This window comes from Rhizorhabdus sp. P4_G5 (genome assembly GCF_056401065.1).
Genome location: NZ_JBFUKB010000004.1, coordinates 1 through 25740 on the forward strand (window position 1 = coordinate 1; position 25740 = coordinate 25740).

At 61.0% G+C, this 25740-nt stretch carries 19 protein-coding genes and 2 pseudogenes; 15 read left to right on the top strand and 6 right to left on the bottom strand.

The features are described from left to right. The 5 genes and pseudogenes from AC1DQK_RS08210 to AC1DQK_RS08230 form a co-directional block, all read left to right on the top strand. A pseudogene (locus AC1DQK_RS08210) lies at positions 1–171 on the top strand (electron transfer flavoprotein subunit alpha/FixB family protein); the annotation flags it as partial. Positions 172–692: 521 nt separating this feature from the next. Then, a complete protein-coding gene (locus AC1DQK_RS08215) occupies positions 693–1487 on the top strand; it encodes an SDR family oxidoreductase (protein WP_477869292.1) in 795 nt (264 codons plus the stop codon). 131 nt (positions 1488–1618) lie between these two features. Beyond that, positions 1619–3667 (top strand): acetoacetate--CoA ligase, encoded by a 2049-nt coding sequence (locus AC1DQK_RS08220; RefSeq protein WP_477869294.1) that lies wholly within the window; start codon positions 1619–1621, stop codon positions 3665–3667. 215 nt (positions 3668–3882) lie between these two features. Further along, on the top strand, positions 3883–4662 hold the full coding sequence (locus AC1DQK_RS08225; RefSeq protein WP_477869296.1) for an SDR family NAD(P)-dependent oxidoreductase: 780 nt from the start codon (positions 3883–3885) through the stop codon (positions 4660–4662). Positions 4663–4782: 120 nt separating this feature from the next. Further along, positions 4783–5676 carry an SDR family NAD(P)-dependent oxidoreductase gene (locus AC1DQK_RS08230; RefSeq protein WP_477869298.1) on the top strand — a complete coding sequence of 298 codons (894 nt, stop codon included), beginning with the start codon at positions 4783–4785 and terminating at the stop codon, positions 5674–5676. A 239-nt stretch (positions 5677–5915) separates the two neighbouring features. On the opposite strand, the gene AC1DQK_RS08235 is transcribed toward AC1DQK_RS08230, so the two are convergent. Further along, a complete protein-coding gene (locus AC1DQK_RS08235; protein WP_477869300.1) occupies positions 5916–6728 on the bottom strand; it encodes an SDR family NAD(P)-dependent oxidoreductase in 813 nt (270 codons plus the stop codon). A 148-nt stretch (positions 6729–6876) separates the two neighbouring features. On the opposite strand from AC1DQK_RS08235, the gene AC1DQK_RS08240 reads away from it, so the two are divergent. The 5 genes from AC1DQK_RS08240 to AC1DQK_RS08260 all read left to right on the top strand — a co-directional run bounded on the left by AC1DQK_RS08240 (position 6877) and on the right by AC1DQK_RS08260 (position 12682). Continuing rightward, complete coding sequence (locus AC1DQK_RS08240) at positions 6877–7635, top strand: short-chain dehydrogenase/reductase (RefSeq protein WP_477869302.1); 759 nt, start codon at positions 6877–6879, stop codon at positions 7633–7635. 118 nt (positions 7636–7753) lie between these two features. Beyond that, positions 7754–8887, top strand: a complete 1134-nt coding sequence (locus tag AC1DQK_RS08245; RefSeq protein ID WP_477869304.1) for an acyl-CoA dehydrogenase family protein — start codon at positions 7754–7756, stop codon at positions 8885–8887. Positions 8888–8915: 28 nt separating this feature from the next. Then, positions 8916–10088: a thiolase family protein gene (locus AC1DQK_RS08250; RefSeq protein ID WP_477869306.1), complete on the top strand. Its 1173-nt coding sequence runs from the start codon at positions 8916–8918 to the stop codon at positions 10086–10088. 123 nt (positions 10089–10211) lie between these two features. Continuing rightward, on the top strand, positions 10212–11009 hold the full coding sequence (locus tag AC1DQK_RS08255; RefSeq protein ID WP_477869308.1) for an enoyl-CoA hydratase-related protein: 798 nt from the start codon (positions 10212–10214) through the stop codon (positions 11007–11009). 71 nt (positions 11010–11080) lie between these two features. Next, complete coding sequence (locus tag AC1DQK_RS08260) at positions 11081–12682, top strand: AMP-binding protein (RefSeq protein ID WP_477869310.1); 1602 nt, start codon at positions 11081–11083, stop codon at positions 12680–12682. A 49-nt stretch (positions 12683–12731) separates the two neighbouring features. Here AC1DQK_RS08260 and AC1DQK_RS08265 read toward each other — a convergent pair whose 3' ends face one another. Further along, positions 12732–13526, bottom strand: coding sequence for an SDR family oxidoreductase (locus AC1DQK_RS08265; protein ID WP_477869312.1), 795 nt, complete (start codon positions 13524–13526; stop codon positions 12732–12734). A 173-nt stretch (positions 13527–13699) separates the two neighbouring features. Here AC1DQK_RS08265 and AC1DQK_RS08270 point away from each other — a divergent pair, with 173 nt between their 5' ends. The 3 genes from AC1DQK_RS08270 (at position 13700) to AC1DQK_RS08280 (ending at position 17448) form a co-directional block, all read left to right on the top strand. Continuing rightward, the gene (locus tag AC1DQK_RS08270) at positions 13700–15436 is read left to right on the top strand and encodes an enoyl-CoA hydratase-related protein (RefSeq protein WP_477869314.1); all 1737 of its coding nucleotides are present in this window, start codon (positions 13700–13702) and stop codon (positions 15434–15436) included. Positions 15437–15634: 198 nt separating this feature from the next. Then, positions 15635–16927, top strand: a complete 1293-nt coding sequence (locus AC1DQK_RS08275; protein ID WP_477869316.1) for an aromatic ring-hydroxylating oxygenase subunit alpha — start codon at positions 15635–15637, stop codon at positions 16925–16927. Then, positions 16927–17448, top strand: a complete 522-nt coding sequence (locus tag AC1DQK_RS08280; RefSeq protein ID WP_477869318.1) for an aromatic-ring-hydroxylating dioxygenase subunit beta — start codon at positions 16927–16929, stop codon at positions 17446–17448. Before AC1DQK_RS08275 ends, AC1DQK_RS08280 begins: the two co-directional genes overlap by 1 nt. A gap of 118 nt (positions 17449–17566) precedes the next feature. On the opposite strand, the gene AC1DQK_RS08285 is transcribed toward AC1DQK_RS08280, so the two are convergent. Next, positions 17567–18646 carry a phosphotransferase gene (locus tag AC1DQK_RS08285; RefSeq protein ID WP_477869320.1) on the bottom strand — a complete coding sequence of 360 codons (1080 nt, stop codon included), beginning with the start codon at positions 18644–18646 and terminating at the stop codon, positions 17567–17569. A gap of 623 nt (positions 18647–19269) precedes the next feature. Here AC1DQK_RS08285 and AC1DQK_RS08290 point away from each other — a divergent pair. Continuing rightward, entirely contained in the window at positions 19270–20472 is a 1203-nt protein-coding gene (locus tag AC1DQK_RS08290; RefSeq protein ID WP_477869322.1) for a sulfotransferase family protein, read from the top strand. A gap of 287 nt (positions 20473–20759) precedes the next feature. Further along, positions 20760–21758, top strand: coding sequence for a DUF1214 domain-containing protein (locus AC1DQK_RS08295; RefSeq protein WP_477869324.1), 999 nt, complete (start codon positions 20760–20762; stop codon positions 21756–21758). Between the two features lie 195 nt (positions 21759–21953). On the opposite strand, the gene AC1DQK_RS08300 is transcribed toward AC1DQK_RS08295, so the two are convergent. The 3 genes and pseudogenes from AC1DQK_RS08300 to AC1DQK_RS08310 all read right to left on the bottom strand — a co-directional run bounded on the left by AC1DQK_RS08300 (position 21954) and on the right by AC1DQK_RS08310 (position 25620). Then, complete coding sequence (locus AC1DQK_RS08300) at positions 21954–22481, bottom strand: nuclear transport factor 2 family protein (protein ID WP_477869326.1); 528 nt, start codon at positions 22479–22481, stop codon at positions 21954–21956. Positions 22482–22507: 26 nt separating this feature from the next. Next, positions 22508–23899, bottom strand: a pseudogene (locus tag AC1DQK_RS08305) (FAD-dependent oxidoreductase); the annotation flags it as partial. A 26-nt stretch (positions 23900–23925) separates the two neighbouring features. Next, positions 23926–25620 carry an FAD-dependent monooxygenase gene (locus AC1DQK_RS08310; protein ID WP_477869328.1) on the bottom strand — a complete coding sequence of 565 codons (1695 nt, stop codon included), beginning with the start codon at positions 25618–25620 and terminating at the stop codon, positions 23926–23928. Between the last annotated feature and the right edge of the window lie 120 nt (positions 25621–25740).

A 25740-nucleotide genomic window follows, 5' to 3' on the forward strand; every position in this document is an offset into this window, starting at 1 on the left:
TATATCGCGGTCGGCATCTCGGGTGCGATTCAGCATCTCGCCGGCATGAAGGACTCCAAGACGATCATCGCGATCAACAAGGACGAGGACGCCCCGATCTTCCAGGTGGCGGATTTCGGCCTGGTCGCCGATCTGTTCAAGGCCGTGCCSGAACTGRCCGGCAAACTGTAAAGCGGCACGCCGGCTAGTCGATACGGTCGGAACTACACGAACGGTGTCACGATCGCGACCGCGCACCGCAAACCGATAGCGTGAGTCTGTCGCAAGCTGGCCCAGGGGCGGGCGATCGCTTCGGATAGCCTCCCTCGGCAGGCTGAGACTGACTGGACCCCGGCCTGTTGTCGGCTGTCCGTTGGAATACTTACCGGATATCTGGAATCATCACGCATTCCAGCTCAGACGCGAAGCGATGGCGGTGCATTTGCTTCATCGTTGTTGACGGCAGTGCAATGCACAGAGACAAGTCATGCGGAGATTTGCGGAGGTCGAAATCTGCAAACCCTGGCCTCTGATGTGGCTTTCCTTGGCTCTGGTGACTATTTTTGCATGATTGGTGACACTCGTTCGCGCAATTCTGACCGTGCTCCTGAGCCATGCCAGAAATGGCGGGGCGCGCTGCTGGCAGTCACTTGGCGACGGCAGCAGCTTTCCCATTTGGCTAGAACTACCGTCTCGTGGAGGCTGCCATGAATATGAATTTTGCCGGCCGATTGGCATTTATCTCCGGGGGCGCAAGCGGGATCGGCCGGGCAACTGCCATCGAGCTTAGCCGGCAAGGGATGAAAGTCGCCGTGGCCGATATCGATCTGGCCGGGGCAGAGCGCGTCGCTGCGGAGATAGACGGAGCTTCGGCCGTACTGCTCGATGTTCGCGATCCGGCCAGCTGGGGCGCGGCGCTGGATCAGGCTGAGGACCGTCATGGACCGCTGGCTGTGATGGTGAGCAACGCCGGCGTTGCCGGCAGCACGGATCCTCTCAGCCAGACATCGCAGGCCGCGTGGGAATGGTCGCGATCGGTCAATCTAGACGGCAACTTCTACGGCTTGACGCAAGGCTTGAGCCGCATCCTTGCATCGGGCCTTCCGGGTCACCTGGTGGCGACCTCGTCGCTGGCGGTGCTCAACGTAAAGACCCGGATCGGCGTTTATTCCGCGATGAAGGCCGGGGTGCTTGCACTGTGCGAGGGGCTTCGCGACGAACTGGCCGGCGGCAACATCGGGATTTCGGTCCTGCTTCCCGGGCCGGTGAGGACCCAACTGCTGGAGGCGAACGCCTCCCGGTCGCCCGGCCAAATTTCGGTCGACCGGTTGGAATTCCAGGAGGAACTCCTGCGCAACGGCCTTAACCCTGAGGAGGTTGCGAACATGGTTGCCGATGCGATCGGGACAGCGAGCTTCTGGCTCTTTCCGAACCGTGACCTGGAAGACCGGATCGATACGCGTGCTGCAGACATGAAGGAATCATTCCGGTCGCCTGCCATGGGATGAGACACGTGCCGAACAAAGGAATAAGTAGCGGAATAACAAGCTGCGATGTTTGGTATGCTGTAGCTGATCGCGGCGCTCGCGATCGGTTCAAGGGGGAAGGCAATAACTTCTCGCCCCATGGGAGAAAAGGCGTGGTCACGGCAGGCACGGATGTCGACCTTGGGACGGTTGCCAAAACGATCGCGCAAACGACAGATAACGGTCGCGGGCGTGTGATCTGGACACCAACGCCCGAGGATCGCAGCCAGTCGACACTGACCGCATTCATGACCTGGCTCGAGCAGCACCGAGGCCTGTCGTTCGATGCATATGAAGATCTTTGGCGCTGGTCGACCATGGAGCCGGCGGGCTTCTGGGACGCGGTCTGGCACTTTTTCGGCGTCGAGGCGGATGCTCCCTACCATTCGGTGATGGAGGGCACGGGCTTTCAGAACACGACCTGGTTTCCTGGGGCTCGGCTCAATTTCGCGCGCATGGTGCTGCGCCACGAGGAACGTCTGGCTGATGTGATGGCGGTTACGGCATATCGTGAGGACGGTAGCCATACTGACTGGACCTGGGCCGAACTTGGCGCGGCGGTACGGAGGGTTGCGACCGGTCTTAGGGCAATGGGGATCCAACCGGGAGATCGCGTCGCGGCCTATGTGCCCAATGTCGTGGAGGCGGCTATCTGCTTTATCGCGGCTACGGCCATCGGTGCCATTTGGTCTTCGTGCAGTTCCGAGTTCGGCGCTGCCGCGGCGGCGGATCGTTTCTCGCAGATCGAGCCGAAGCTGCTCATCGCCGTGCCCCGCTACACTTATGCGGGTGTGCTGCATGATCGCGACCAAGTCGTGCGCGATCTGGTTGAGGCTCTGCCAACGCTGGAGCATCTCGTGCTCCTGCAGGATGATGCCGCCGGCCTGGATATTCCTGGCCTTCCAGTGTCGAGCTGGTCGTCGCTTTCGGCGACCCCCGCGCCGGCGCGGGGTGCTTTCAAATATGAGTCGGTGCCCAGCGATCATCCGCTGTGGATCGTTTATACTTCCGGGACGACCGGGCCGCCGAAGGCGATTGTTCACACCCATGCCGGCGCACTCCTCGGCATAATGAAGGACCTCACCTTTCACGTGGAAGTCACCGAAGGCTCGGTCCCGTTCTTCTATGCCACGCCAAGCTGGATCGTGTGGAGTATCGTGCTGGGAACCCTCAGTCTCGGTACGCGCGTGGTGCTTTACGATGGCAGTCCGTTCCATCCCGACCTCGACTGCCTCTGGTCCATCGCCGAACGCTCAGGGGCAACCATATTGGGGGTGAGCCCCGGTTTCGTCGCTCGTATGAAGGAGCGGGGATACGATCCTGCCGCGAGGCACGACCTTCACAGGCTCAAAGCGCTCGTCCTCTCGGGCGCGGTCACCGAAGCTTCGCTCTTCGAATGGCTTACCGGAGTCCTGCCCCCGAACTGCCGAATTATATCGCAGGCAGGCTCGACCGAAGTCTGCGGAGGCTACGCTGGCGGAGTCCGCCTCCTGCCGATCCACGCAGGCGAGGCCACGGCGCGAATGCTGGGAATGGACGTGGACGCGATCGATCCAGAGCGGAGATCGCTCCGCGGCAGGGCTGGCGAGCTCGTGATCGGGACTCCGTTCCCCAATGCGCCGAAATGCTTGTGGAACGACCCGGGCGGTACCCGGCTGGCCGAAAATTACTTGTCGCAATACGGCGGCCGGTGGCAGCAGGGCGACATAATCGTCATCCATGACGATGGAGGTTGCAAGGTTCTCGGCCGATCCGATGCCACGATGAAGCGCCACGGCATCCGGATCGGTGCTGGCGAGTTGTATCGCGCCATCGAGGATGATCCGGTTGTCGCCGATGCGATCGCCGTCTTTCCGCAAGCGGGGCATTTTCGCGACGTGCTGATTTTATTTGTGCGCCTCGCGGACGGCCAAGTGCTGCACGATAGCTTGCGACACGCGCTCGCTACGCGGATTGGTGCGAGGTTGAGTCCCCGGCATGTCCCTGACCTTATCGCGGAAGCCCCTGCAATCCCATATACGTCGACGGGCAAGCGCCTCGAAGTACCGCTTCGCCATTTGCTTGAGGGGCACATCGATGCACAGCAATTCGGCGCCTTGCTGCAGCACGACCGTGCAACGGCAGATTGGTACGTGGCTTTCGCGGACCTGCCTGTCTCCTGACATGTTCGCATTGGGGCACTCTATCCGAGCACAGACTGAATATGGCAAACGGGTTGCGACTATGGACCGGGCAAAAGGCTATGGACTTGCTGGCTTTCTAAAGTAGCACGGGTGAACTAGAAATGTTGAATGGAGAGGGCAGAGGGGTGCATGAATGTTTTTGAAGAAGCCGCGCGCAACCTCCCGATCCCGTTCGGAGAGCAAAGGCAGTTGCCATGATTAAGGCCTTTGATCTTGGCCTCGCCGAGATCCCCGCACTCGTAACGGGCGCGGCCTCCGGAATCGGACGGGCAACGGCACTGCTGCTCGCCGAGAGCGGTGCGCATGTCGCAGTCGTCGACAAGGATGGTGCCGGTGCCGCTGCCCTGGCCGACCAGATCAATGCTGCGGGAGGTCGCGCGGTCGCGATCGTTGCCGATGCCGGTCGTGAAACCGAGGTCCGCGCCGCGGTGGCTGAGGCCGAAACCTCGCTTGGTGTGATCCGCGTGCTCGTGAACAATGTCGGGATCGGAGAGCGGCGCCCGATGCTGGATATCCCGATCGAGGATTGGCGGAATGTCATCGACATCAACCTGACGTCGGCGTTTCTCTTCAGCCAGCTGGTTGCGCGGCGGATGGTCGATGAACGGGTAAGTGGCTCCATCGTCAGTATCGCATCGGTCGCCGGGGAGACGGGAATCCTTAACCGCAGTTCCTATGTTGCCTCGAAGCACGGTGTCGTCGGGCTCACAAAGACGCTGGCGCTGGAACTTGCGCCGCACAATATTCGCGTGAACGCAGTCTCCCCGGGTATGGTGGCAACTAACCTTACTGCGAAGCTGCTGAGCGACGCGGCGCGCGCTGCACAGACCAATTCGTTGCATCCGTTGAACCGCGTGGCCCAGCCAAATGAGATAGCCGACGCGGTCGTGTTCCTGGCCTCCGCGCGATCAAACTTCACCACCGGGACCATCCTCGTCGTCGACGGCGGCTTCCTGGCTGGCAAGGACTCTTGATGCATCTCCTTTCCAGGCGTCACGCGGCGGCAGAGGAGGGCAGGGACATGGCTCGCGTGTGCGCCGCGACCGTTTGATGCGCGCCACAAGCACAGACTTGGCCCCGCTGAGAGGACGAACATGGAACGCCAGAAAGAGCTCGACCTAAACGGCAGGGTTGCGATTGTGACCGGAGCGAGCCGCGGGGTGGGTCGACAGGTGTCGCTCGATCTGGCTCGACGCGGGGTCAAGCTAGCACTGGTCGCGCGTACGGTCGATCGCGATCCAGACCTGCCAGGCAGCCTTGGTGAAACCGCGCGACTGGTCGAGGAAGCTGGCGGCGAGGCGCTGATCATCCAGGCCGATCTTGCGGAGCGCGCAGACCTGAAGCGTATCATCGACGAGACCGTGGCCGGCTTCGGCGGTGTCGATATCCTGGTGAACAACGCCGCCTCCACGGTGGGCACCGTCTGGTCGAAGCCCTTTCTCGACATCACCTTTGATGAATGGTCGCGCGATTTCGACATCAATCTCCACGCACCCTTCATCCTGATGCAACTCGTTACGCCGATCATGGCCCGGCGCGGCGGCGGACGGATCATCAATATCACCACCGGATCTGCCGAAGCGCATCGTCGGGTCGAGGAAGAAGTACCGCCGGCTTCGAAGTTCGGCTTCAACGCGACCACGCCCAGCTACTTCGCCAGCAAGCGTGCGCTGGACCGGCTGGCTAATATTATCGCGCCAGAACTGCGACGGCAGAATGTGTTCGTCGTAGGCTTGCACCCGGGATGGGTTGCTTCCGAGGTGGTCTCCGCCCGATTGGCCTCTCGCGGGTTCTCCCCGCAAGAAGGTGAAGCGCGTCCGATCGACACGGTTATACCGGCGCGCATGATCATCTACTTCGCCGCGTGCTCAGATCCAGCGGAGTATACCGGACGGCTGTTCGTGGCCGAGCGCGAAATGGAAGCCCTGGGCATCAGCCGCAGCGAATTGGGCAATCCGGCCCTGGCCACGCGGGCACTAGGCCACTGATATTTGATCGGCTACGCCAGAGGGGCTGGAGGCCGCGGCTAACGTTGCGAACCGCAGAGCGGTGATAATCCGTTCTCGAACTTCTCATGACGGCGCTCACTCATGCGAGGTCTCATTCCTTGATGTGGCGGCCACAAAGAGGCCGCTCGCTGGGTCGGCGAGCGGCGTTGAACAAATATGAGCTTACCGTCGACGCACCGGTGCGTGGTCAAGCATCGGGAGCGAAGGCCTAATCAGGCTCAGGGCTTGCTCGGATCCCACGCCCAATAGCGAGCGACCGCGCCACCATCGACTCGCAGATCGATGCCTGTGATCATCGCAGCGTCATCCGATGCGAGGAAGACGGTGGCGGCACCGTAATCGCTCGCATTCGGCAGCCGCTGCAGCGGAATTCGGTTGGCGTATTGATCGGCCATGCCCCCGACGTGGCCCGTCGCACCAACGTCCACACCCCAGCGCCTTGCGCGCTCGGGCTTTTCCGCAAAGCTTGTTGCAGTGGGGGTCAGACTCACGACCCGGATGTTCTGTGCGGCATACTCCATGGCTGCGCTCCGGGTGAAATTCAGCATGCCGGCCTTGGCGGTGGCGTAAGCGATGTTGCCCGGGGCACCCTGGTGGCCAGTGGTCGAGATCACGTTGATGACCACGCCGCCTCGGCCGCTCTTGATCATCTTCGCCGCCGCATATTTCGTGAATAGGAATGAACCGTCCAGGATCACCGATATCACCTTGCGCCAGCCGGGCAGTTCCATTTCAGCAACCGTTCGCTCGTGAAAATAGGCGGCGTTGTTGACGAGGATGTCGATCCGGCCGAATGCTTCCATCGCCTTTTCAACGGCTGCCTGGACAGCCGCATCGTCTGTGACATCGCAAACCACACCGATCGCTGATCCACCTGCTGCCTTGATTGCTGAGGCGCAACCTTCTGCATTCTGTCGCTGGGCATCGACCGCGACGATTGAAGCGCCTGCTGCTGCCAGCGCCTCGGCAATGCCGCCTCCGATGTTCGGGCTAGTGCCCGTGATGATGGCTACTCGTCCTTCAAGCTTCATGATCACCTCCCTGCAAAATGTTCAGTCAAAGTTAGAACGCTTGTGCTATCTCGTGAAAAGCTTATTGTCGATCGCGAAGCACCGATCAGCAGCAAGTTGAGCTCAGGGTCGCCTTCAGGACGGACAAAAATCAAAACAGGATGCTCGAATGGATCTGAGGTTAGCGGGCAAGAGGGCGCTCATTACCGGCGCCTCCAAGGGGATCGGATTTGCCGCCGCCTTTTCGCTTGGTCGGGAAGGGTGCGAAGTCGTCATCGCCGCCAGAGACGTTGATGCGCTCGATCGCGCTGTAAACGAACTGCGCTCTGCCGGGGTCACGGCAACCGGCATTGCGTGCGATCTCGGCCGCGAGGAAGGCCAGGATGCCTTGGCTGCACAATGCGGGGACCTGGACATTCTGGTCAACAATGCCGGCGCGATTCCTCCCGGGTCCTTGCAGGAGCTGGACATGCAGCGGTGGCGGACGGCCTGGGACCTGAAGGTCTTCGGGTATTTCGCGCTCACCCAGAAGCTTTACAAGCGAATTGCCGATCGGCACGGCGTGATCGTCAACGTCATCGGCGCCGGTGGAGAACGCTTCCCGCCGGAGTACATCGCCGGGTCGGCGGGCAATGCCGCGCTGATGGGCTTCGTCAAGGCCATGGGGCGTGCCTCGTGCCTCGACGGTGTTCGTGTGGTCGGCATCAATCCCGGATTCGTGCAGACCGATCGCGTTAAGATGATGATGCAGGCGAGAGCGGAGCGCGAGCTTGGCAGCGCAGATCGATGGGAGGAACTGTTTGCCCACCTGCCGTTCGGGCGGGCGGCGACGGCAGATGAAATCGGCGATGCCGTGGCATTCCTTGCTTCCCCGCTGTCGGGTTACACCTCCGGCACAATTCTTACGATCGACGGCGGCTATGTCTAAGCAGACGAGCGCTGCTCGTCTGGATTGATCTGGTAACGCGGCGCGATTTCCAGGTTTGACGGATTGACGAAGCGATTGATTCAACCTGCCTCAGCCGAATGATTTAGTGGAGAGCGAGTTGACACGAAAGGTATTCACGGCCGAGCACGAGATGTTTCGGGACGCGGTCCGTGCATTTCTCGAACAGCATGTAGTGCCGTACCATCTCGAATGGGAAAAGCAGGGTATCGTGCCGCGTGAAGTTTGGCGCGAAGCCGGCAAGTGGGGCCTGCTTTGCCCCATGGCACCTGAAAAATATGGCGGCGCGGGGGGTGATTTCGGATTCGCCGCAGTCATTATCGAGGAACTTGCCCGCGAGAATGCGACGGGTCTCGGTTTTTCCATGCACAGCGACGTGGTCACGCCGTACATCACGAAATTCGGCACCGAGGAGCTAAAGCAGGAATGGATTCCACGCCTGATCGCGGGCGAGGCGATCGGTGCGCTGGGGATGACCGAGCCTGGAACAGGCAGCGACGTGAAGGCCATCAGGACGACGGCTCACCGCGAAGGTGATGAATGGGTCATCAACGGCTCGAAAACCTTCATCACCAATGGGATAAATTGCGGCCTGATCGTCCTGGCCTGCAAGACCGATCCCGCTGCTGGCCGAAAGGGCTTGTCGCTCATCGTTGTTCCGGAAGGCGCGCCTGGATTCCTCAAAGGCAAGAAGCTCGACAAGATCGGTCTGCTTGCTCAAGATACTGCTGAGCTGTTCTTCGAGGATGTGCGCGTCCCGGCGCATTACCTGCTCGGCGAGGAGAACAAGGGCTTCTCCTACATGATGTCCGAACTGCCGCAGGAACGGATGGTCGTGCCGATCCGCGCGGCCGCTTCGATCGATGCGATGCTCGCCCGGACAATCGAATATACCAAGGATCGCAACGCATTTGGCGCCCCGCTGTTTTCGTTTCAGAATACCAAATTCAAGCTGGCCGATGCGCGCGCCCAGCTCGAGATGCTGCGGGCCTTCGTGGATGACTGTCTCGCGGAGTTTTTGCGTGGCGAACTCAGCGCAGATCGCGCCGCCATGGCCAAGTTGATGAGCGCCGAGATGCAAAACCGGATCCTTGATGACCTGGTTCAGCTGCATGGCGGCTATGGCTTCATGAACGAGTTCGTCGTCAGTCGCGCCTGGCGTGACGCCCGTGTCATGCGCATTTACGCCGGAACGTCAGAAATCATGCGCGAGATCATAGCACGCACGCTTTGACATGCGGGCCTGTTCAAGGTGAAGCCATATGACGGGAATAGTGATAGTCGATGCCATTCGGACTCCGATCGGCCGTTTTCGGGGATCATTCTCCGGCGTGCGGGCCGATCATCTGGGGGCGAATGTCCTGCGTGCGATCGTTGATCGAAATGGCCTTTCGACGGATCATGTCGACGATGTTGTGTTCGGCTGCGTTACCCAGATCGGGGAACAGTGCGGGAATATCGCGCGGACGGCGCTGCTCAGCGCCGGATGGCCAGAACATATCCCGGGCATGACCGTGGATCGCAAATGTGGAGCGTCCGAGGCCGCGATTCACACTGCAGTAGGCGAAATCGCCAGCGGCCTGGCTGACATCGTCGTTGCGGGCGGCGCGGAGAATATGACGCGGGTTCCGATGGGCAGCAACCGTGCCCTGCATGGAGAAGTGTTTGGCTGGAAGTTGACGAACCGCTTCAATCTGACCTCTCAGGGCGAGGCTGCTGAAAAGATTGCCGATCATTACGGGTTCACGCGCGATGACATCGACGATTTCGCGATGGAGAGCCACAGACGCGCGGCGGCGGCGGCGGATCGCGGTGATTTCAACGGTGAGATTGCCCCGGTCGACCTCGCTGAATATGCCGAGCGAGACCTGGACGAGGCCAGGATCATTGCGGCGGACGAGACCATTCGCCGGGACACGAGCCGCGAAAAGCTGGCGACACTGAAAGCCAGCTTTCGCGAAGACGGGCGGGTAACCGCAGGAAACTCCTCTCAACTCTGCGATGGTGCTGCCGCACTGCTGCTGGCCTCGGAAGCTGCCGCGGATCGCCTGGGACTGAAGGTCCGGGCGAGGATACATGCCCTCACTGTGGTCGGTTCGGACCCGGAGATGATGCTGACCGGGCCAATTGCAGCAACAAGCAAGATCCTGGAACGCAGCGGGCTCAACCTTTCGGATATCGATTTCTTCGAGGTCAACGAGGCGTTCGCGACAGTCCCAATGGCATGGATGAAGGCGCACGGCGTAGGACATGATCGTCTAAACGTGAACGGCGGCGCGATCGCTCTCGGGCATCCCTTGGGCGGATCGGGGGCCCGAATCATGACGACATTGCTGAACGCGCTCGAATGTCGGGGCGGCAGGTTTGGCCTTCAGAGCATTTGTTGCGCCGGCGGCATGGCGACCGCGACGATTATCGAGCGGGTCGGCCCCTAAGACTCAGCAAGAAAGTGCATTCGAAGCTCAAAGTTATTTTAGTCTGGTCAGACCGGATTTGATGACGCCGCCCGGTTCGGAGGGATGTCTGGCCAGGGCCCAACCGAGTGAGAGGACAGCATAATGAACGAGGGTAATCCCGAAGACACCGGCGTCTATACAGACATCCTCTATAGCGTCTCAGACGCGGTAGCCACGATCGTCATTAACCGCCCGAAAAGGCTCAACGCCTTCAATGGGCACACGATCGAGGAATTGCGCGATGCAATCGCCCGCGCGTCCGCTGACCGGGAGGTTGGCGTCATCGTGCTGACTGGCGCTGGCGAGAAGGCATTCAGCTCCGGCGGAGATATCGACTGGGAGATCGAAGGCGGTCTGAAAGGGCATGACTGGATGCTGGGCGAGGAAATCGTCTCCTGCCTGAAGCCGGTCATCGCGCGCGTGAAGGGATATGCGGTCGGCGGTGGGCATCATCTTCACTATTTCTGCGACTTCACAATCGCGTCGGACGATTCAATTTTCGGACAGAATGGCCCCCGCGTGGCCTCGCCGGCGGGTGGCTATGTCGTCTCGCATCTCGCGAGCATCATCGGCCACAAGCGGGCGCGTGAAATGTGGATGCTGTGCCGGCGCTATACAGCGGCGCAGATGCTCGATTGGGGTCTGGTGAACGCTGTGGTTCCGGGCGATCAGCTGGATGCCGAAGTCCGGAAATGGTGCGATGAATTGTTGGCGCTCAGTCCCACGGCGCTGAAGACAGTCAAGTCCTCGTTCAAGGATCACATGCTTCCCTACATGGGCAAGAACGTCTCGGACGTCGTGATGGAAATCGCCCCAGGGTTCTTCGAAACCGGAGAGCCGGAAGAAGGGGGACGCGCCTTCATGGAAAAGCGCAAGCCCGACTTTTCCCGTTTTCGCTAGGAGCCAGACCGATGACGATGGACCTTCCGCTCACGTCTCCCGAAAAAGCCAGCGAATATCGTGCCGCAGGATTGTGGCAGGATGTCACCCTGAGTGAGCGCTTCTTTGCCCAAGCCGATCGCCATGCCGACAAGGTGGCGATCATCGTGGGTGCCCGGCGCGTCACTTACCGAGAGCTCCGACGTGACATCCTGAGCGCCGCCAGCGGTCTGTTGGCCGAGGGATTCCAGCCCGGTGACGTAATCGCCGGCCAATTGCCCAACAGCTACGAGATTCCCTTGCTGCACCTGGCGTGCAACAGCTTGGGCATGCTGTACATGCCGCTGCATGACAGTTGGCGGCAGCTGGAAGTGGGGCATCTGCTTGCTCAGGCCCAGGTCAAAGCGATCGTCTCTCGCAAGGTTTACCGAGACTTCGACTTTGCCGATATGATCGCGGAGCTGAGGTCCGATCTTCCGGACATTAAGGTGCATTTTGTAATCGGTGCGGAGGAGGAGGCTGACGGGGTCAAGCCGTTTGACACGCTCATCGCGGCAGAGCCATTGGACGAAGCGCGGATCGCCTCGCTCCGGCCGGATGCAGACTATCCGGCTGCCGTGATGCTGTCGAGCGGGACTACGGCGATCTCGAAGATCAGCCGCTTTTCGAGCAATGACCTGCTGACCATGCTGAACGTCGCCAGGGAAGGCGCGCGCTTCGGTGAAAACGACATCGCGGCAGCGCTCGCGCCGGCCGGAACCGGCGCGACCGGCTATGTCTATCCTGTCCTGATGCCCCTGCTGGCCGGAGCCACTTCGGCGATTTTGCCGCGCTGGGGCGATCCCGAAGCCGCCGCCGATCTGATCGTGAGCGAGCGCTGCACTTATGTGACGGCAATTCCGGCCCAGCTCATCAAGCTTCTGCCTATCTTGCGGGCGAGATCGCGGGATGATTTCCGCAACCTGCGCGTCATCACCAATGCCGGCGCGCCGCTTCCGTATGAAGCTGCGCGCGAGGTCGAGGAACTGACGGGCGCTATCATCCAGAGCATTTATGGTGCCACGGACGCCGGAACACCGACGCTGACGACCGTTGATGACTCACGGGAAAAGCGGCTTGGCACTGTGGGGCGCGTTGTCCCCGGTTGCGAGTGCGAAATTCGCGATTCCGACGGGACCGCATTGCCGGCGGGATCGGTCGGCGAAGTGACCTGGCGGGGTGCCGACAAGTCCTGGGGGTACCTGGGTGCGGCTGACCAGACAAAGGCGGTGTTCACCGAGGACCACTTCTACAAGAGCGGCGATATGGGTCAGTTCGACGAAGATGGCTATCTCAAGATCGTCGGCCGGATCAAGGACATGATCCTGCGGGGCGGCCGCAATGTTTCCCCGCTCGTGATCGAAGAGGCGCTGAGCAGGCATCCCGACGTGCAGGATGTCGCCGTGGCGCCGATGCCCGATCCGGTACTCGGCGAACGGGCCTGCGTCTTCGTCATCCCGACGCCGGAAGCGAAGCTGGAACTCGACATATTGCTGGATTTCCTGCGCGCGGAGGGCCTTGCGACCTGGCAGCTGCCAGAGCGGCTCGAGCTCATGGACGAGTTTCCGCGGTCGGCGGGCGGCAAAACGCTCAAGCGCGACCTTACAGCCATGATCACGGAAAAGCTCAAGCTCGAAGCGGTGAACGGAGGTTGAGAAAACGACTGGCGGCGGGGCTACGGCCTCGTCGGGTCCAAAGAGCTCATCAAGCGCGCCGCAATGCCGCCTTTATGGCGGCGGTTCGTGTGTCGATCCGATGTTCGAGCTCGGGATGGGTGAAGATCCAGAACTCGTCAGTTCCCAGCGCGTCGGCGGTCTGCCTTGCGACAACCTCAGGGTCCTTGCCGTTGCGGATCGCAGCCGCCTGCGCTGCCATGTCCCGGCTCGGAAAGGTTTCCGGCGCGCGCGCGGCATTGCCGTCGATGAGGTTGGACTTCACCGACGCTGGCATGATCACCGAGACTTTGACGTGATGATCGGCCATTTCGGCGCGCAGGCATTCGCACAATCCGACGATCGCAGACTTGGTGGCGATATAGATGGCCGAACCCGCCGGCGGTGCAAAAATGGACATCGACGAGGTGGCGATGACGTGCCCCGGTTGACCGGAGGCCAGAATGCGCCGTGCGCCATGCGACAGGCCATAGAATGCGCCGTCGAGGTTGACCCCGCGTGACCATTCCCACAACGCCGACGGTGTTTCGCTCAAGGGCAGGACACTGCCGGAAACACCTGCATTGCTCACCATCACGGCCAACGGCCCATGCCGTGCCTCGGCGGTGTCCAACGCCGAGATCCAGTTGGCTTCGTCGCGAACATCGAGCTGCACGGCAGATGCGCCTAGAATTCCCGCCGCAACCCGCTCGACGTCGGCCAGTTGTCGGCTGGCAAGAACGACCCGCATGCCTCGCCGGCCGAATTCCTCGGCGATGGCGCGCCCGATGCCGCTGGAGGCGCCGCTGACGAAAGCGGTCTTTCCGGCAAATGGACAATCCCTCATGGCCTGCTCCCTTGTGCTCAAGTCGGATTTCTACTGCGCTTCGCTTACCGTTGATAATATATCTAGTTCACGTGTTCTAGATACCGCTGGCCCCCAACGATGCAATAGGCCATCCTTGGCGCGCGCCCCGGCGCATGCCGAAGGTCCCAAAACGAATCTAGGAAGGGAATTGCATGGCCGCCGTTCTTCAACTCCGCCGGGATGGCCCAATCGGCATCATCAGGATCGACGAGCCGCCGGTCAACGTGCTTAGCGTTACCGTCCGTCAGGCAATTATCGATGGTTTTGCAGCCATGCGGCCCGATCCCTCGGTCGAGGCGATCATTTTGCTGTGCGGCGGGCGAACATTCATCGCCGGCTTCGACATCACCGAATTCAGAGGCGGATTGCAGGAGCCGGCCTTGCAGCTGGTGCTTGACGCCGTGGATAACTCTGGAAAGCCCACTGTCGCTGCGATCCACGGTACGGCGCTTGGCGGCGGGTTCGAACTGGCGATGTTATGCAGCCACCGCATCGCCGTCCCCTCCGCAGCGGTCGGATTGCCCGAGGTCAAGATCGGATTGATGCCGGGTGCCGGCGGTACGCAGCGATTGCCGCGCATAGTGGGCCCCGAACTGGCGCTTGAGCTGATGACCAGCGGGCGACAGGTGGGCGCCACAGAGGCGCTGAAGCTGGGTCTGATCGACTGCCTGGCGGGGGAAGGTCAGCTCGAAGCAGACGCGATTACGTTCGCGCGCCGGATACTCGCGGCAGGTGGGCCCTTGCCTCTGATCCGCAATCGACAGGAACTGGTCGAACCGATGCGGGGCAAGCCGGAGTTCTTCGCGGCCTTTCGCGACAGCAAGGCGGTCGAATTCCGCGGCTTCAATGCGCCAGAGGCGATCATCAAGGCGGTTGAGGCCGCGGTGGAACTGCCAATTGCCGAAGGACTCCAGCGCGAATACGAGCTCTCCTACGCGTTGGTGAATACCCGCGAGAGCCTCGCCCAGCGCCATGCGTTTTTTGCGGAGCGACGTGCAGCGAAGGTTCCCGACCTGCCTTCGGCCGGTGCAATCCGGCGGATCAACTCAATCGCCATTTTGGGCAAAGGCGGGCGAGCCGAAGCGGCGGCGGGATATTTTGCGGGCGGTGGCCTTCCGGTAAGCGTGATCGACCCGGCGACCTCCGTGTCAGGCCAGGCTGACCTGATTGTCGTCGCCGGCCCGCAGGCTTTGCCCGAAGACATTCGGACCGGCGCGATCGTCGTCCTGACCGACGGACTGGCGATGCTCGACGATCTGGCCGCAACCGCCAGCGCTCCGGAAAACCTGTTAGGCCTGCACATGTTTGCTGGCGAAAAGCGGCTGGCAGAAGTCGTCCGCACCAAGCGCAGCGACGCAGCCGCGGTTGCGGCGCTGGTGGACCTGTTGCGTAGATCGGGCAAGGTTCCGGTACTTTGCACGCCGTCTCTCGACCTCATCGCCGACCGCCTGTTTACCGTTCTGCGTCATCAGGCGGCACAATTGCGACGCGAAGGCGTGCCTGCCTCAACCATCGACGCTGCCCTGTTCGATTACGGGTTCAGGCCAAGCCTGTTGTTCGGTGAGGCAGACGCTGTTTCGCTGACGCTGGGGCAAACCGACCCCGGGAATATCCTTGAGCGGCTGCTCTATCCAGTGGTGAACGAGGGCGCGAGATTGCTGAAGAAAGGCATTGCCCTTCGTGCATCGGACATCGACACAGCCGCAATTCACGGCCTGGAATGGCCGGTCTACACCGGCGGGCCCATGTTCTGGGCCGATACGGTGGGGCTGGATGCAATCGTAGCCCGGCTGACGGCTGCTGCGGAACGGGGGGAGAGCCTACGGCCGGCGCGGCTGCTCGAACAACTGGCCACAGAGGGTCAGGCTTTTTGTTCCCCTGGCTGTTGAAGTTGAGCGCCTCTTTCGGGGGGAGGGCGGCCACATATCCGTCGCCTTCGGGTCCAGAAAAATGGGCCAAGAGTTTATCGCCGGACCCTTTCCGACTGGCACATTCGAACGCTTATACTAAAGTAGGCGAAAGCGTGCTCTGAATTCCAGCCTTGCGCTGCGGTCCGGGTAAAATGTTGGCATTCGCGGGAGATTGTCATGGCGACATCAGCAAAGCACAGCCGCAACGCTGGCCGTTGGGTGCGGGAGGATGCCGGGGCGGGAACATTCAAGGTCAACCGTGAAGTATTCACCAGTCAGGAACTCCTTGATCTGGAGAAAGAGCGGATCTTTGACCGGTCGTGGCTTTACCTCGGACACGCTACGGAGCTGAAGAAGCCGAATGATTACCTTACCCGTTCCGTCGGAGGACGCGAACTGATCTTCAACCGGAATCGCAAGGGTGAATACCAGGCGTTTTTCAACGTGTGTCCGCACCGCGGGGCGCAGGTCGTTCGCCAGCCGACAGGAAACGCGATCAGCTTCAAGTGCTTCTACCATGGCTGGGCGTTCAACAACAACGGCAAGTTCGCGACCAAGTCCAGTCCCAAGACCTATCCCGAAGGTTTCGATTGCGATGGCTCGGTAGATTTGCCGCGGGTGCCGCGGCTCGAGTCATACCGCGACTTCTTCTTCATCAGCTACGATGCGAACATCGTGCCTCTGCCTGAATATCTTGCTGGCGTGACCGATATCCTCGATTTGATAGGCGACCAGTCGCCCAACGGCATGGAAATCGTGAGTGGCACGCAGGAATACAGCATCCGCGCCAACTGGAAGCTTTTGTGCGAGAACAGCTACGACGGTTTTCACGCTGCCGAGACGCACGAGACCTACTTCGACTATCTCGTCGATGAGCTCGGCGGTATCGACGCCGTCGACTTCAAGTCACTCGAGGAGTGCAACGGCATCCTCGACCTCGGAAACGGCCACGCCGCCACCCAGGTCAAAGCCCCATGGGGGCGCCCGGTGGCGCGGACCATTCCCACTTGGGGCGAGAAAGGAAGGGCTGACGAGGAGCGGCTGGTCGCAGAACTTGTCGAGCGCGTCGGCCCGGAACGCGCCCTGATGATCGCCGATCGGGATCGGAACACGGTGATATTCCCCAATCTCGTGGTGAATGACATCATGGCAATTACCGTCCGCACGTTCTTCCCCGTGGCGCCGGATCTGATGTTGGTCCGCTCGTGGGCGCTGGCGCCGATCGGCGAGGAGCCGGAGGTGCGGCATCGCCGTCTCAACAATTTCCTCGAGTTTCTGGGGCCTGGCGGCTTCGCCACCCCTGACGACGTCGAGGCCCTGGAATCGGCGCAGCGCGGCTACGGGGCGCTCAAGTTTGCACCGTGGAATGATATTTCGCGCGGGATGCTGCGCGAAACCCCTCGCCATGATGACGAGGCGCAGATGAGGGCATTCTGGCGTGAATGGAAACGCCGGATGGAGGGCGAATAATGGCTGTGAAGGATGCGGCGGAAGTCCGGCCCGGGTTGAAGCCGCGGACGCGTTCCGAGTATGAGGAGTTCCTCTACAATGAGGCCGCCCTGCTCGACGACTGGGGGCTGGACGACTGGCTGGCGCTGTTCACGCCTGATTCGGTCTACGAGGTGCCGACGATGGGAAAGGGCTTGGAGACCGGCCCCGACAACACTTTGTATTACGTTGCCGACGATTACCGCCGGCTGCAGCATCGCGTGAAACGGCTGAACAAGCCAACCGCGCACGCGGAATGGCCGCATTCGACCACCGTTCGCGCGGTGCACAACGTCCGAATTCTAGGTGTTGAGGAGCGTGGCGTTCACGTCACCTGCAGCTTCACGACCTATCGCTCCAAGCACAGCGTGACCGATACCTATATCGGCCACGCGCATTACTGGCTGATCGATGTGGATGGAGAAATCCGCATAACCGGTAAGCGTGTGCTGCTTGGGATGAACAGCCTTCAGCCGCACGGCAAAGTCAGCATCATTCTCTGACTGCATGCCGGGGACAGCCATGCGCTGCCCACAGCATGTTGCCCGGTTCGGTTCAGTAGGGCGGCAGCCGACCTCCGGGGAGGCTCGCCGGCCGCGTCATTTTCATTTCCGTTCCCACTCAGTTGGAGCGCTTGATCCCCAGCGCATCAAGTACATCCAGATCTTCCGCAGCTTGCGAGAAGCGATAGGAGTACAAAATCGTATTGGCCTCGGGCATCTGCTCGTGCGGGGTCGGAACAGCCACCGCCAGCCCATGCATCATCTGTCGCCGGTGCTCCAGCCATGCGTCATCAAAGCTTGGCGCTTCGCCGCAATATGCGCCCAGGGCACCCAGATAATGACGGAGCAGGTCCCGTTCATTGGCTCTCCGGTCTTCGATGGAAAGTGCGCAGGTCATGAAGTAGGAGACATCGTGCCCCCATCTGCCAGGCATGCTGCATTGCCAGTCGAGTATGCCGGGTGCGGAGTCGGTTTCGTAATAGCTGTTCCCGACATGCAGGTCCGCATGAACGTAGGTCTGCGGCTGGCTGTCGTTCAGTTCCCACAACCTGTCGACGGCGCGCTCGACCAGGTCCCCGTCGCGCATTCCGGCAGGCATGTAGGCAGCCGCCGGCATGTCCATCACCTGATTCCACCAGCTGCGACGCAACTGCCACTTCATGAAGACGCGCAAAGGTTCTTTCTGGGCGGTGTAATTCCCAAGCCGCGGGTCGTTCCACCAACGGCCGTGATACTCTCCCATGAGTTCGAGCATTGCCGCCACCCTGTCGGGCGTGATGGGCCGGTTAGGCGCGCCGAAGGTCGCGCCTCTGGCTGTAAGGTCCTCCAGCAAAACGATACCCTGGCGGCTTCTCTCATCGAACTGCGCGAAATAGCAGCGCGGGATGTTGATCTTCAATTCCGGAGCGATTTCCGTGAAGAAGCGCACCTCGATCGCCAGACCACCCCAAATCCGCTTGAGCACGCGAGGGTCGAAGCCCCCTTTGATGTACATCTGCGGGGGGAGTCCAGCACGTTGCCCTGCATCGTTATACTGGAGGCGCAAGCGCGCCTTGCTCGACGTCGTGTGCATTCCGCTATCGATTGCGAATGAAGTGACTTCGACACCCGGATAGCGTTGTGACAAGGCTTGGCTCAGCCATTCCCTCCCGATTTCCTCGAATGTGAGCGGGAGCGGGATTTTCTCGGCGGTTAGCATTATCTTCTCCATGGCCAAGACTTTTTAGTGCTAGTAAAGTTTTAATCATTCACGCTGGTCGCACCAACCTTGGAGGTCAAGCCGCGGTCAGACGGTTAACGCGTATGTGGCCGACCATCGAGCCCCTCGACATGGTCGCATGACTCAAACAAAACTGCCTCCCGGAAAGCCCGGGCGGTTCAGTTCCGCGCCAACATCACATATAGTTGAAACCTGAGGTGCGACCGTTGCGGAGTTAATACGTTCGCTCTAGGCGTGCCGTGAGTCCGATCTGTCGGAGAGGATATGAACCTCCATGTCAAACTTGCCATTGGCACGGGGGCAATCGCGGTGGCATGCAGTAAGATGCTGAGCAACGGTGCCGGAAGTCTGGCGCTCAGCTTCGTCGTGAACGCGTTCCCCTCTGGCCGCTGCTGGACGCATCATTGGCAGCAATCGGAATTGCAGGCCGGTCGCCCGATAGGCATCACAAAGCGCTGCAGTTCCTGTCCAAGAGTCTTCGGACGCGCCCGGCCCGACCGAACCGGTGAATCCTGGAAAATTTGCTGTCGCCGCGCGTCGGCACGAGCCGGCCAGGGGCACGAAGTCTGCTCGAACATGTTTTGAACAGGGAGAATACCGCAATGCTCGTTTCCCATGTAGAACTGGCCAGCGCTCTCGACGCCGACAAGCTGCTCGCCGAGGCGCGGCAGATTTCCGGCCTGACCGATTTCGGGGACGAGAGGTTCATCGTTGCGCTGCGCCGAATGACTGAATGCTACATCCAGGATGTGCAAGTCGACCAGGAAGGTCTTCGCCTCTTACGCGACACCATCGTGAGGCAACTGGTCAACCGCGCGCGCTTCGCAGCTGATCTCAAGGCCCACCCAGAAATTCGCGAGGAGGACGTCAGTGATCCGATCGTGATCCTCGGCATGCCCCGGTCGGGCACGACCAAGACGCACCGCATGCTCGGCGCCGATCCCAACCTGCTCAAGACCTTCATGTGGCAGCTGGTTAATCCCGCGCCGTTCCCCGATTGGAATGGTCAGGGGCGTGACCCTCGAATTGCCGCCGCTCGCGCAGATGATCCGCTGATCGAGGCCAACGACAGCAATCCCGAGTTGCGCGCCGGCCACCATTATGGCGAGGAAGAAGTGCAGTCCGATCTCTGGCTGCTCGGCCTGACTTTCAACGACAATTTTTGGAGCAGTTGGCGCCCACCATCACCGTCTTATTACCACTACCTGATTGATCGGACTTACCCTTCGGACCGTGACAATCACGAATATGCGGCCGACCTCTACCGGTACCTCCAGTGGCAGCAGGGCGGACGAAAAGGCCGACGCTGGCTGTTCAAGAACGAGTCGCTGCTCAATTCCGCGCACGACTTCCTGACATCGCACCCCAGGGCCACGTTCATCCATATCCACCGCGATCCGCACGTCTCGATCCCTTCGCTGCTCAAGCTGGGCACGGAGTTCTCGCGACCATATTTCGCCGAGATCGAGGCACGGGATATCGCCCACACGGTGGTGGACCGGTTCTCGCGCTATGCGCACCGCTACATGGCGATCCGGGATGAGTACCAGTTGGGCGATCGGATCATGGACGTGCAGTACGAACAGATCCGGAGCAATCCGATGCCTGCCTTCCGCGAGCTTTATGAGCGAGCCGGACATGTACTGACCCCTGAGTCCGAACAGCGGATGATCGGCTGGGAGACTGCCAACGAGCAGGGAAAGCACGGCGCGCACAAATATTCGCTCGCCGACTTCGGCCTGACCGACCGCGTGATTGACCAGTACTTCGGCGAATATATTCGTCGTTTCATTCAGCGCGGCTGACCAGACAACCAGCTATCGGCGGCAGTCTTCACGCTACCGGATAGCCAACGGACGCCGCCACTCCCGCGTCATCAGAAGGGAACGACATGGTTGAGGACCGGACATACGGCCAGGCGCAGTGGAGCGCCTTCATCGATACGCTCGCTGCGGGAGGTGCCGAGGTCTATCGTGTCTCGACTCCTGGCCGATCGGTCGAAGAGCAGAGCCAGGTCACCCAGGCGCTGACCTGGGCACTGATCGCGGAGCTGCAGTCGCTCGCCAGTATCGACCGTGACCATCCGCGCTGGTTGACTCTGCTCAACCACGAGATGCGCCGTTTCAATTCCAACGCCGACAATACCTACGAAGTCGCCTATATTCGTGGCAGCGGCACCTATCGCATCTTTGGCAAGCGCGGGACGACCAAGCTGATGTACCTGCAGGTCGGCGCTGGCACGCTCGGCGTGGGCGATCTCACGCGTCACAAGATGCTTGGAGACCTCAACGTCGACGATTGCGAAATCGCTGATGACGGCACTTTCGAGGTCATCCTCAGCCCCCAACGCCCGGCCGGATACACGGGTGCATGGATGCAGCTCGATCCGACGCGCGACGATTCATTTGTTTGGGTGCGGCAGGTCTCTTACGACTGGCTGAACGAGATTGATGGCCAGCTGTCGATCATGCGCCTCGACCAGCCGATCGCCAAGCAGGAGCTCGCCGCCCAGCAATTTGCGGAGAACCTTGTATTCACCGCCGAGTCGGTGCGCGATGACGTGCTCGCAATGCTTCGGGTAATGAACGAGCAGATCGAGGGCGTCGAGGTCAACAAGTTCGCCGACGTCTCGGGGAGCTTCGGCAGCGCCGGCATTTCAGGTCAGGCCTATACACATGGCGTGATTGAGGTCACCGACGACGAAGCCTGGATTGCTGAATGCACGATCCCGGATGGATGCACCTACTGGAGTGTCCAATTGATGGACTATGCCTATAGCGCGCTGAACGGGATGTATGCGCAGACCAGTATCAACGGCCATACGGCGGTTGCCGATCCTGACGGGGTTGTTCGAATCGTGGTGAGCGCCAGGGATACCGGAGCGGCCAACTGGCTCGATACCCTGGGGCTCGAACGGGTCCAGATCCGCTTCCGCTGGTTTGCCTCGTCGGCGCCCGAAATCACTCCGAAGGTGGTTCGGCTCGATCAGCTCGATCAGGCGCTCCCCGCAAATACGGCGCGAGTGACCGCGCACCAGCGCCAGGACGCGCTCCGCAAGCGGGTAATCGGCCAGCAGTGGCGCCGCCGCTGAGTGGATGGAGTGGTCAACCTTCCTTGCGAAAACCAAATCGTCACGGGAAGGAGGCCATGGATATGAGCTTAAGGCATCCATCCGGTGAGGGCCGCGCCGAAGTTGGTCAGTCGTTTGAGCGACAGAAAGGATGATCGTGAGCAATGTGATCTTGCAGCTCGTGCGGACTTTCCCAACCGCGAGCAGACTGTGGTGTCAAATTGCAAGATTCTCGATCATGAACTGCCCGGCGATCGGCCGGCCGAAGGCGTGGGCAGACGTGATCGGGTTATAGTATTCCCGATAGCGGCGGACCTTGCCTCCGGCGAAATCGACGCGCAGGACGTAACGGTTGCGATACTCGGTGCCGGATTGCATGGTGATGTCGCCACGCGCTTCGAGGAAGAGCCGGGAGCCATCGGGGTTTACCGTCAGGTCCATGTCGGTGAAGGGGCGCATTTCGCCCTCGAAGGTTGAAGCTATCCGCCAGAATTCGAGGCAGGCGGGGATGCCTTCATAGACGCGGTAGAAACCGGCTTCGGTGCGGCCGCTTTCATTGAATGGCAATTCGATGACGATGTCCTCGTGCATCAGGCTTTCGAGCAGTGCGAAATCGTCAGTCTCGATCCCGAGGTGCCATGACCGCAGAGTCGCCAGCGCCCGGGCACGCCCTTCTGGATCATCGAGCGGGCTCACGAAGTCCGCGAGAATGGCATCAACGTGAGTGGTATGCTGCGCGGTCATCGGCTGGTTCCCAGAAGAAATCGAGTTCAGGCGGCAGGATAGGCTGCGGCTGCCCGACCGGCCAGCATGCCAAATGTCGCGGAGGATGAAAGCGAAGTGCCGCTGTAGTAGCCAGCTCCGTGGAACCCGCCTACCACCTCGCCGGCCGCGAACAGCCCGGGGATCGGTTCGCCCAACCAGTCGACGACGGCCATGTCGCCGTTGCTGGTGATGCCGCCATAGGTGGTTGTCAGCGCGTTGGCCGTGGCGGCGATGCAATATGGCGCGGTGTCGACCGGCATCAAATTGCGGGTACGGCCGAAATCGGGGTCAATGCCATTGCGGGCATTGGCATTGTAGCGCTCGATCGTACGTTCGAGCGCGGCCGGGTCGAGCTGCATATGCGCCGCCAGTTCGGCAATCGTGTCGGCGGTGCGGATATAGCCGGCGGCAATGCCTTCCGGATAGTTGTTGACCGTACTGTCTTCGAGCGTAGTTGCCAGCACCTTGTCATCGAAGATCTGGAAAGCGACACCGCCCGGCTGGGCCATTCCGGCATTGCCGAGTGCCTTGTAGGTCTGGCCCTCGTTGACGAAGCGCTCGCCGGCGGAATTGACCATGATCCCGCCCGACAAGAAGCTGAACAGCAGCGGCGGCACTTCGTCTGCTCCCTGGACGCCGTGCGGATAGTTGCGGATTGCACCGCCAAATGAGCCGCTGACGTAGCCAAGATCGGCAAGGCCAGCGCCGAGGTCGCACGCCATCATCATGCCATCGCCGGTGTTGGCGACGCCGCCGTGCTTGACCGCATCGAGCAGTTCCGGGGCAAACACGCCAAGTAATTCGCGCGACCGCGAGAAGCCGCCAGTGGCAAGGACGATGGCACGGCGGACCTCGATCTCGATAACCTGGTCGCCGAACGCGACGATAACCTGGCAGACGCGGCCGCTATCGGCGTCGCGCAACAGCTTCATTCCGGCGCACTTGGAGGCAAAGGTGATATTGGCGTGTGCGCGCGCCGCCATGTGCAAGTTGGTTATGACCCGGCCGGTGCCGGTCTCATGTAGGCAGCGATCCAGCGGGCTGAGTTTGAACTTGGCCCCATTCGCCTTCAGGAACTCGTATGCTTCGAGCTGATGATAGGCAAAGGCATCGACGAGCACGGGGTTGTTCCGGTTCTTGCCCGAAGTGAACAACTTCTCACGCAGATCTTCGGGGCCTTCATCATAGCCCGCTGCGATCATCAGGTCGGTGCCAGCGAAGATGAATCCCCCGCCGGCCATTGCGGAACTGCCTCCCGGCTGGGATGCCTTTTCGAGCAGCAGGACTTGCGCACCAGCGTCGGCCGCGGCCAGGGCTGCCGCATGGCCGGCAATACCTGCGCCGAGAATGACGACATCGGCTGCGTTGGGGATTTCCCCTGTTTCGCGCATCATTTGCCTGTTCTCCCTTTCAGGCTCTTAAATCAGGGCCGAAAACCCGGGCCATGTCCGGTAACGACGCGGGCGACTTCATTGATTGAATCGGGGTAGCCCGTTTCCCGCCAGGCGATGTGAAGGTCAGGTCGTATCAGCAGGACAGAAGCCTTTAGAGTCTCTCGGACGTGCGGCTCGTCGAGGCGGATGACTTCGAGCGGCGCGCCGATTTCAGCGAAGGCCGCTTCCATCGCAGCACTGTCATAAGTTCCTGAAAGATCTAGCAGAGTGTAGCCGCTGCCGAACAGGTCCTGCATGGCCCCCCCATCCTTCAACCACATATGCGGTATTCGGATACCCGGTCGGCTGTGCGGGACAATCCGGCTGAATTCCCAGTGCGGCATGTTGCCCGGTTCATGGGCGACAATGGTTGAACCAGCGTAGGAATAGCATGTCTCCACGCCGACCATTCCGTGCATGCGGCCTTGCTGCGCGGTGAAGGTGGCGGCAATCCGCGCGCGCGCAGCTTCGCCCGCCGGGCCGAATTCCAGCGTTTCGCGTGTAACAGTCGCTTGCCAGGAGAACGCACCGTCGGCCGCCCAGGTCGAAGCCTCGACATTGCGGATGCCCACCGGGCGCCGTTCTGCCTCGTACGAGTTGAGCAGTTCCGGGCCGCCCCAGCCCTGGATCGTACCGGCGAGTTTCCACGACAGGTCGATGGCATCACCAATTCCTGTGTTCATGCCCAGCCCGCCGGTGGGAATGACGAGATGAATCGAATCACCGGCCATGAACACCCGGTCCTTGCGGAAGGACCGGGCAACCCGAAGGTGGGGGCGCCAAGTGAGAACATGGCTGATCCGGATGTCGCAATCGAACCCGATCAATTCGCGCAGCAGCCTGTGGAAGTCGGTGTCGGCCGGAAGGGGCGAATGCAGCGTGAACTCCTTGCGTGAGCCCTGCGCAACGATCGCATGACCGCCGGTTACGAAGCTATAGTGCCGCCCTTTGGGCACAGCCATCCGCTCGTAGAGATCGTCGGACTTGAAGATCACCTGCCGCAGATCGTTCGGCGCCGAAATCCCTTCAATAGGAATTTCGAGCAGGCTGCGCACAGTGCTGCGGCCGCCATCGCAGCCGACAAGGTAGCGGCAGCGGAACGTCTCGATGGCGCCCGCACCTTCTCCGACCGTTTCTGCATTGAGGTTTTCGGGAGAGAGGGCGATTGGGGTTTCGTCACCTCCGGTACGGCGGGTAGTGACGGTCACTCCGGTCTCATCCTGCTCGAACCCGATCAATTCGAGACCGTATCGGACGACGGTGGTGGGCGTTTCCTCCGCAACCTCGCGAAGCAGGGGTTCGAGATCGTTCTGCGCGACCAGCTGGTAAGGTTCGAGCGGCAAGGTGGCGTCGGTGCACGCCGCGACCTGCGCGCGCTTCTCGTCGACGCAGGGGAAGGGGATGGTGGCGATAGGCGGCTCGTTCATGGTTCTTACCAGGAACACGTCCATCGGGTTGTCGCCCGGATAGCCGAGTGCGCGAACCCGGTCGACTATGCCCATGCGACGAAAGATTTCCATGGTCCGCGCGTTGGAACGGTCCATCTTGGGCCACGGTGCGGTGGTGGGATCCCGTTCCATGATCATCGTACTGATGCCGCGGCGTCCAAGATCGATGGTCATGGTCAGACCCACCGGTCCGGCACCGGCGACGATCACGTCGAAATCATAGTGTTCGCCAGCCATCGCAATCCTTCCCCTATCAAGATATTTTCTGCTTGGAGGTTGCCTTGCCATTCCTGGTAGGGGTAGTGACAATTTCCTCAAACCCGGTGTGCGAACGCTGCGCATTGCACGCCAGCGGGT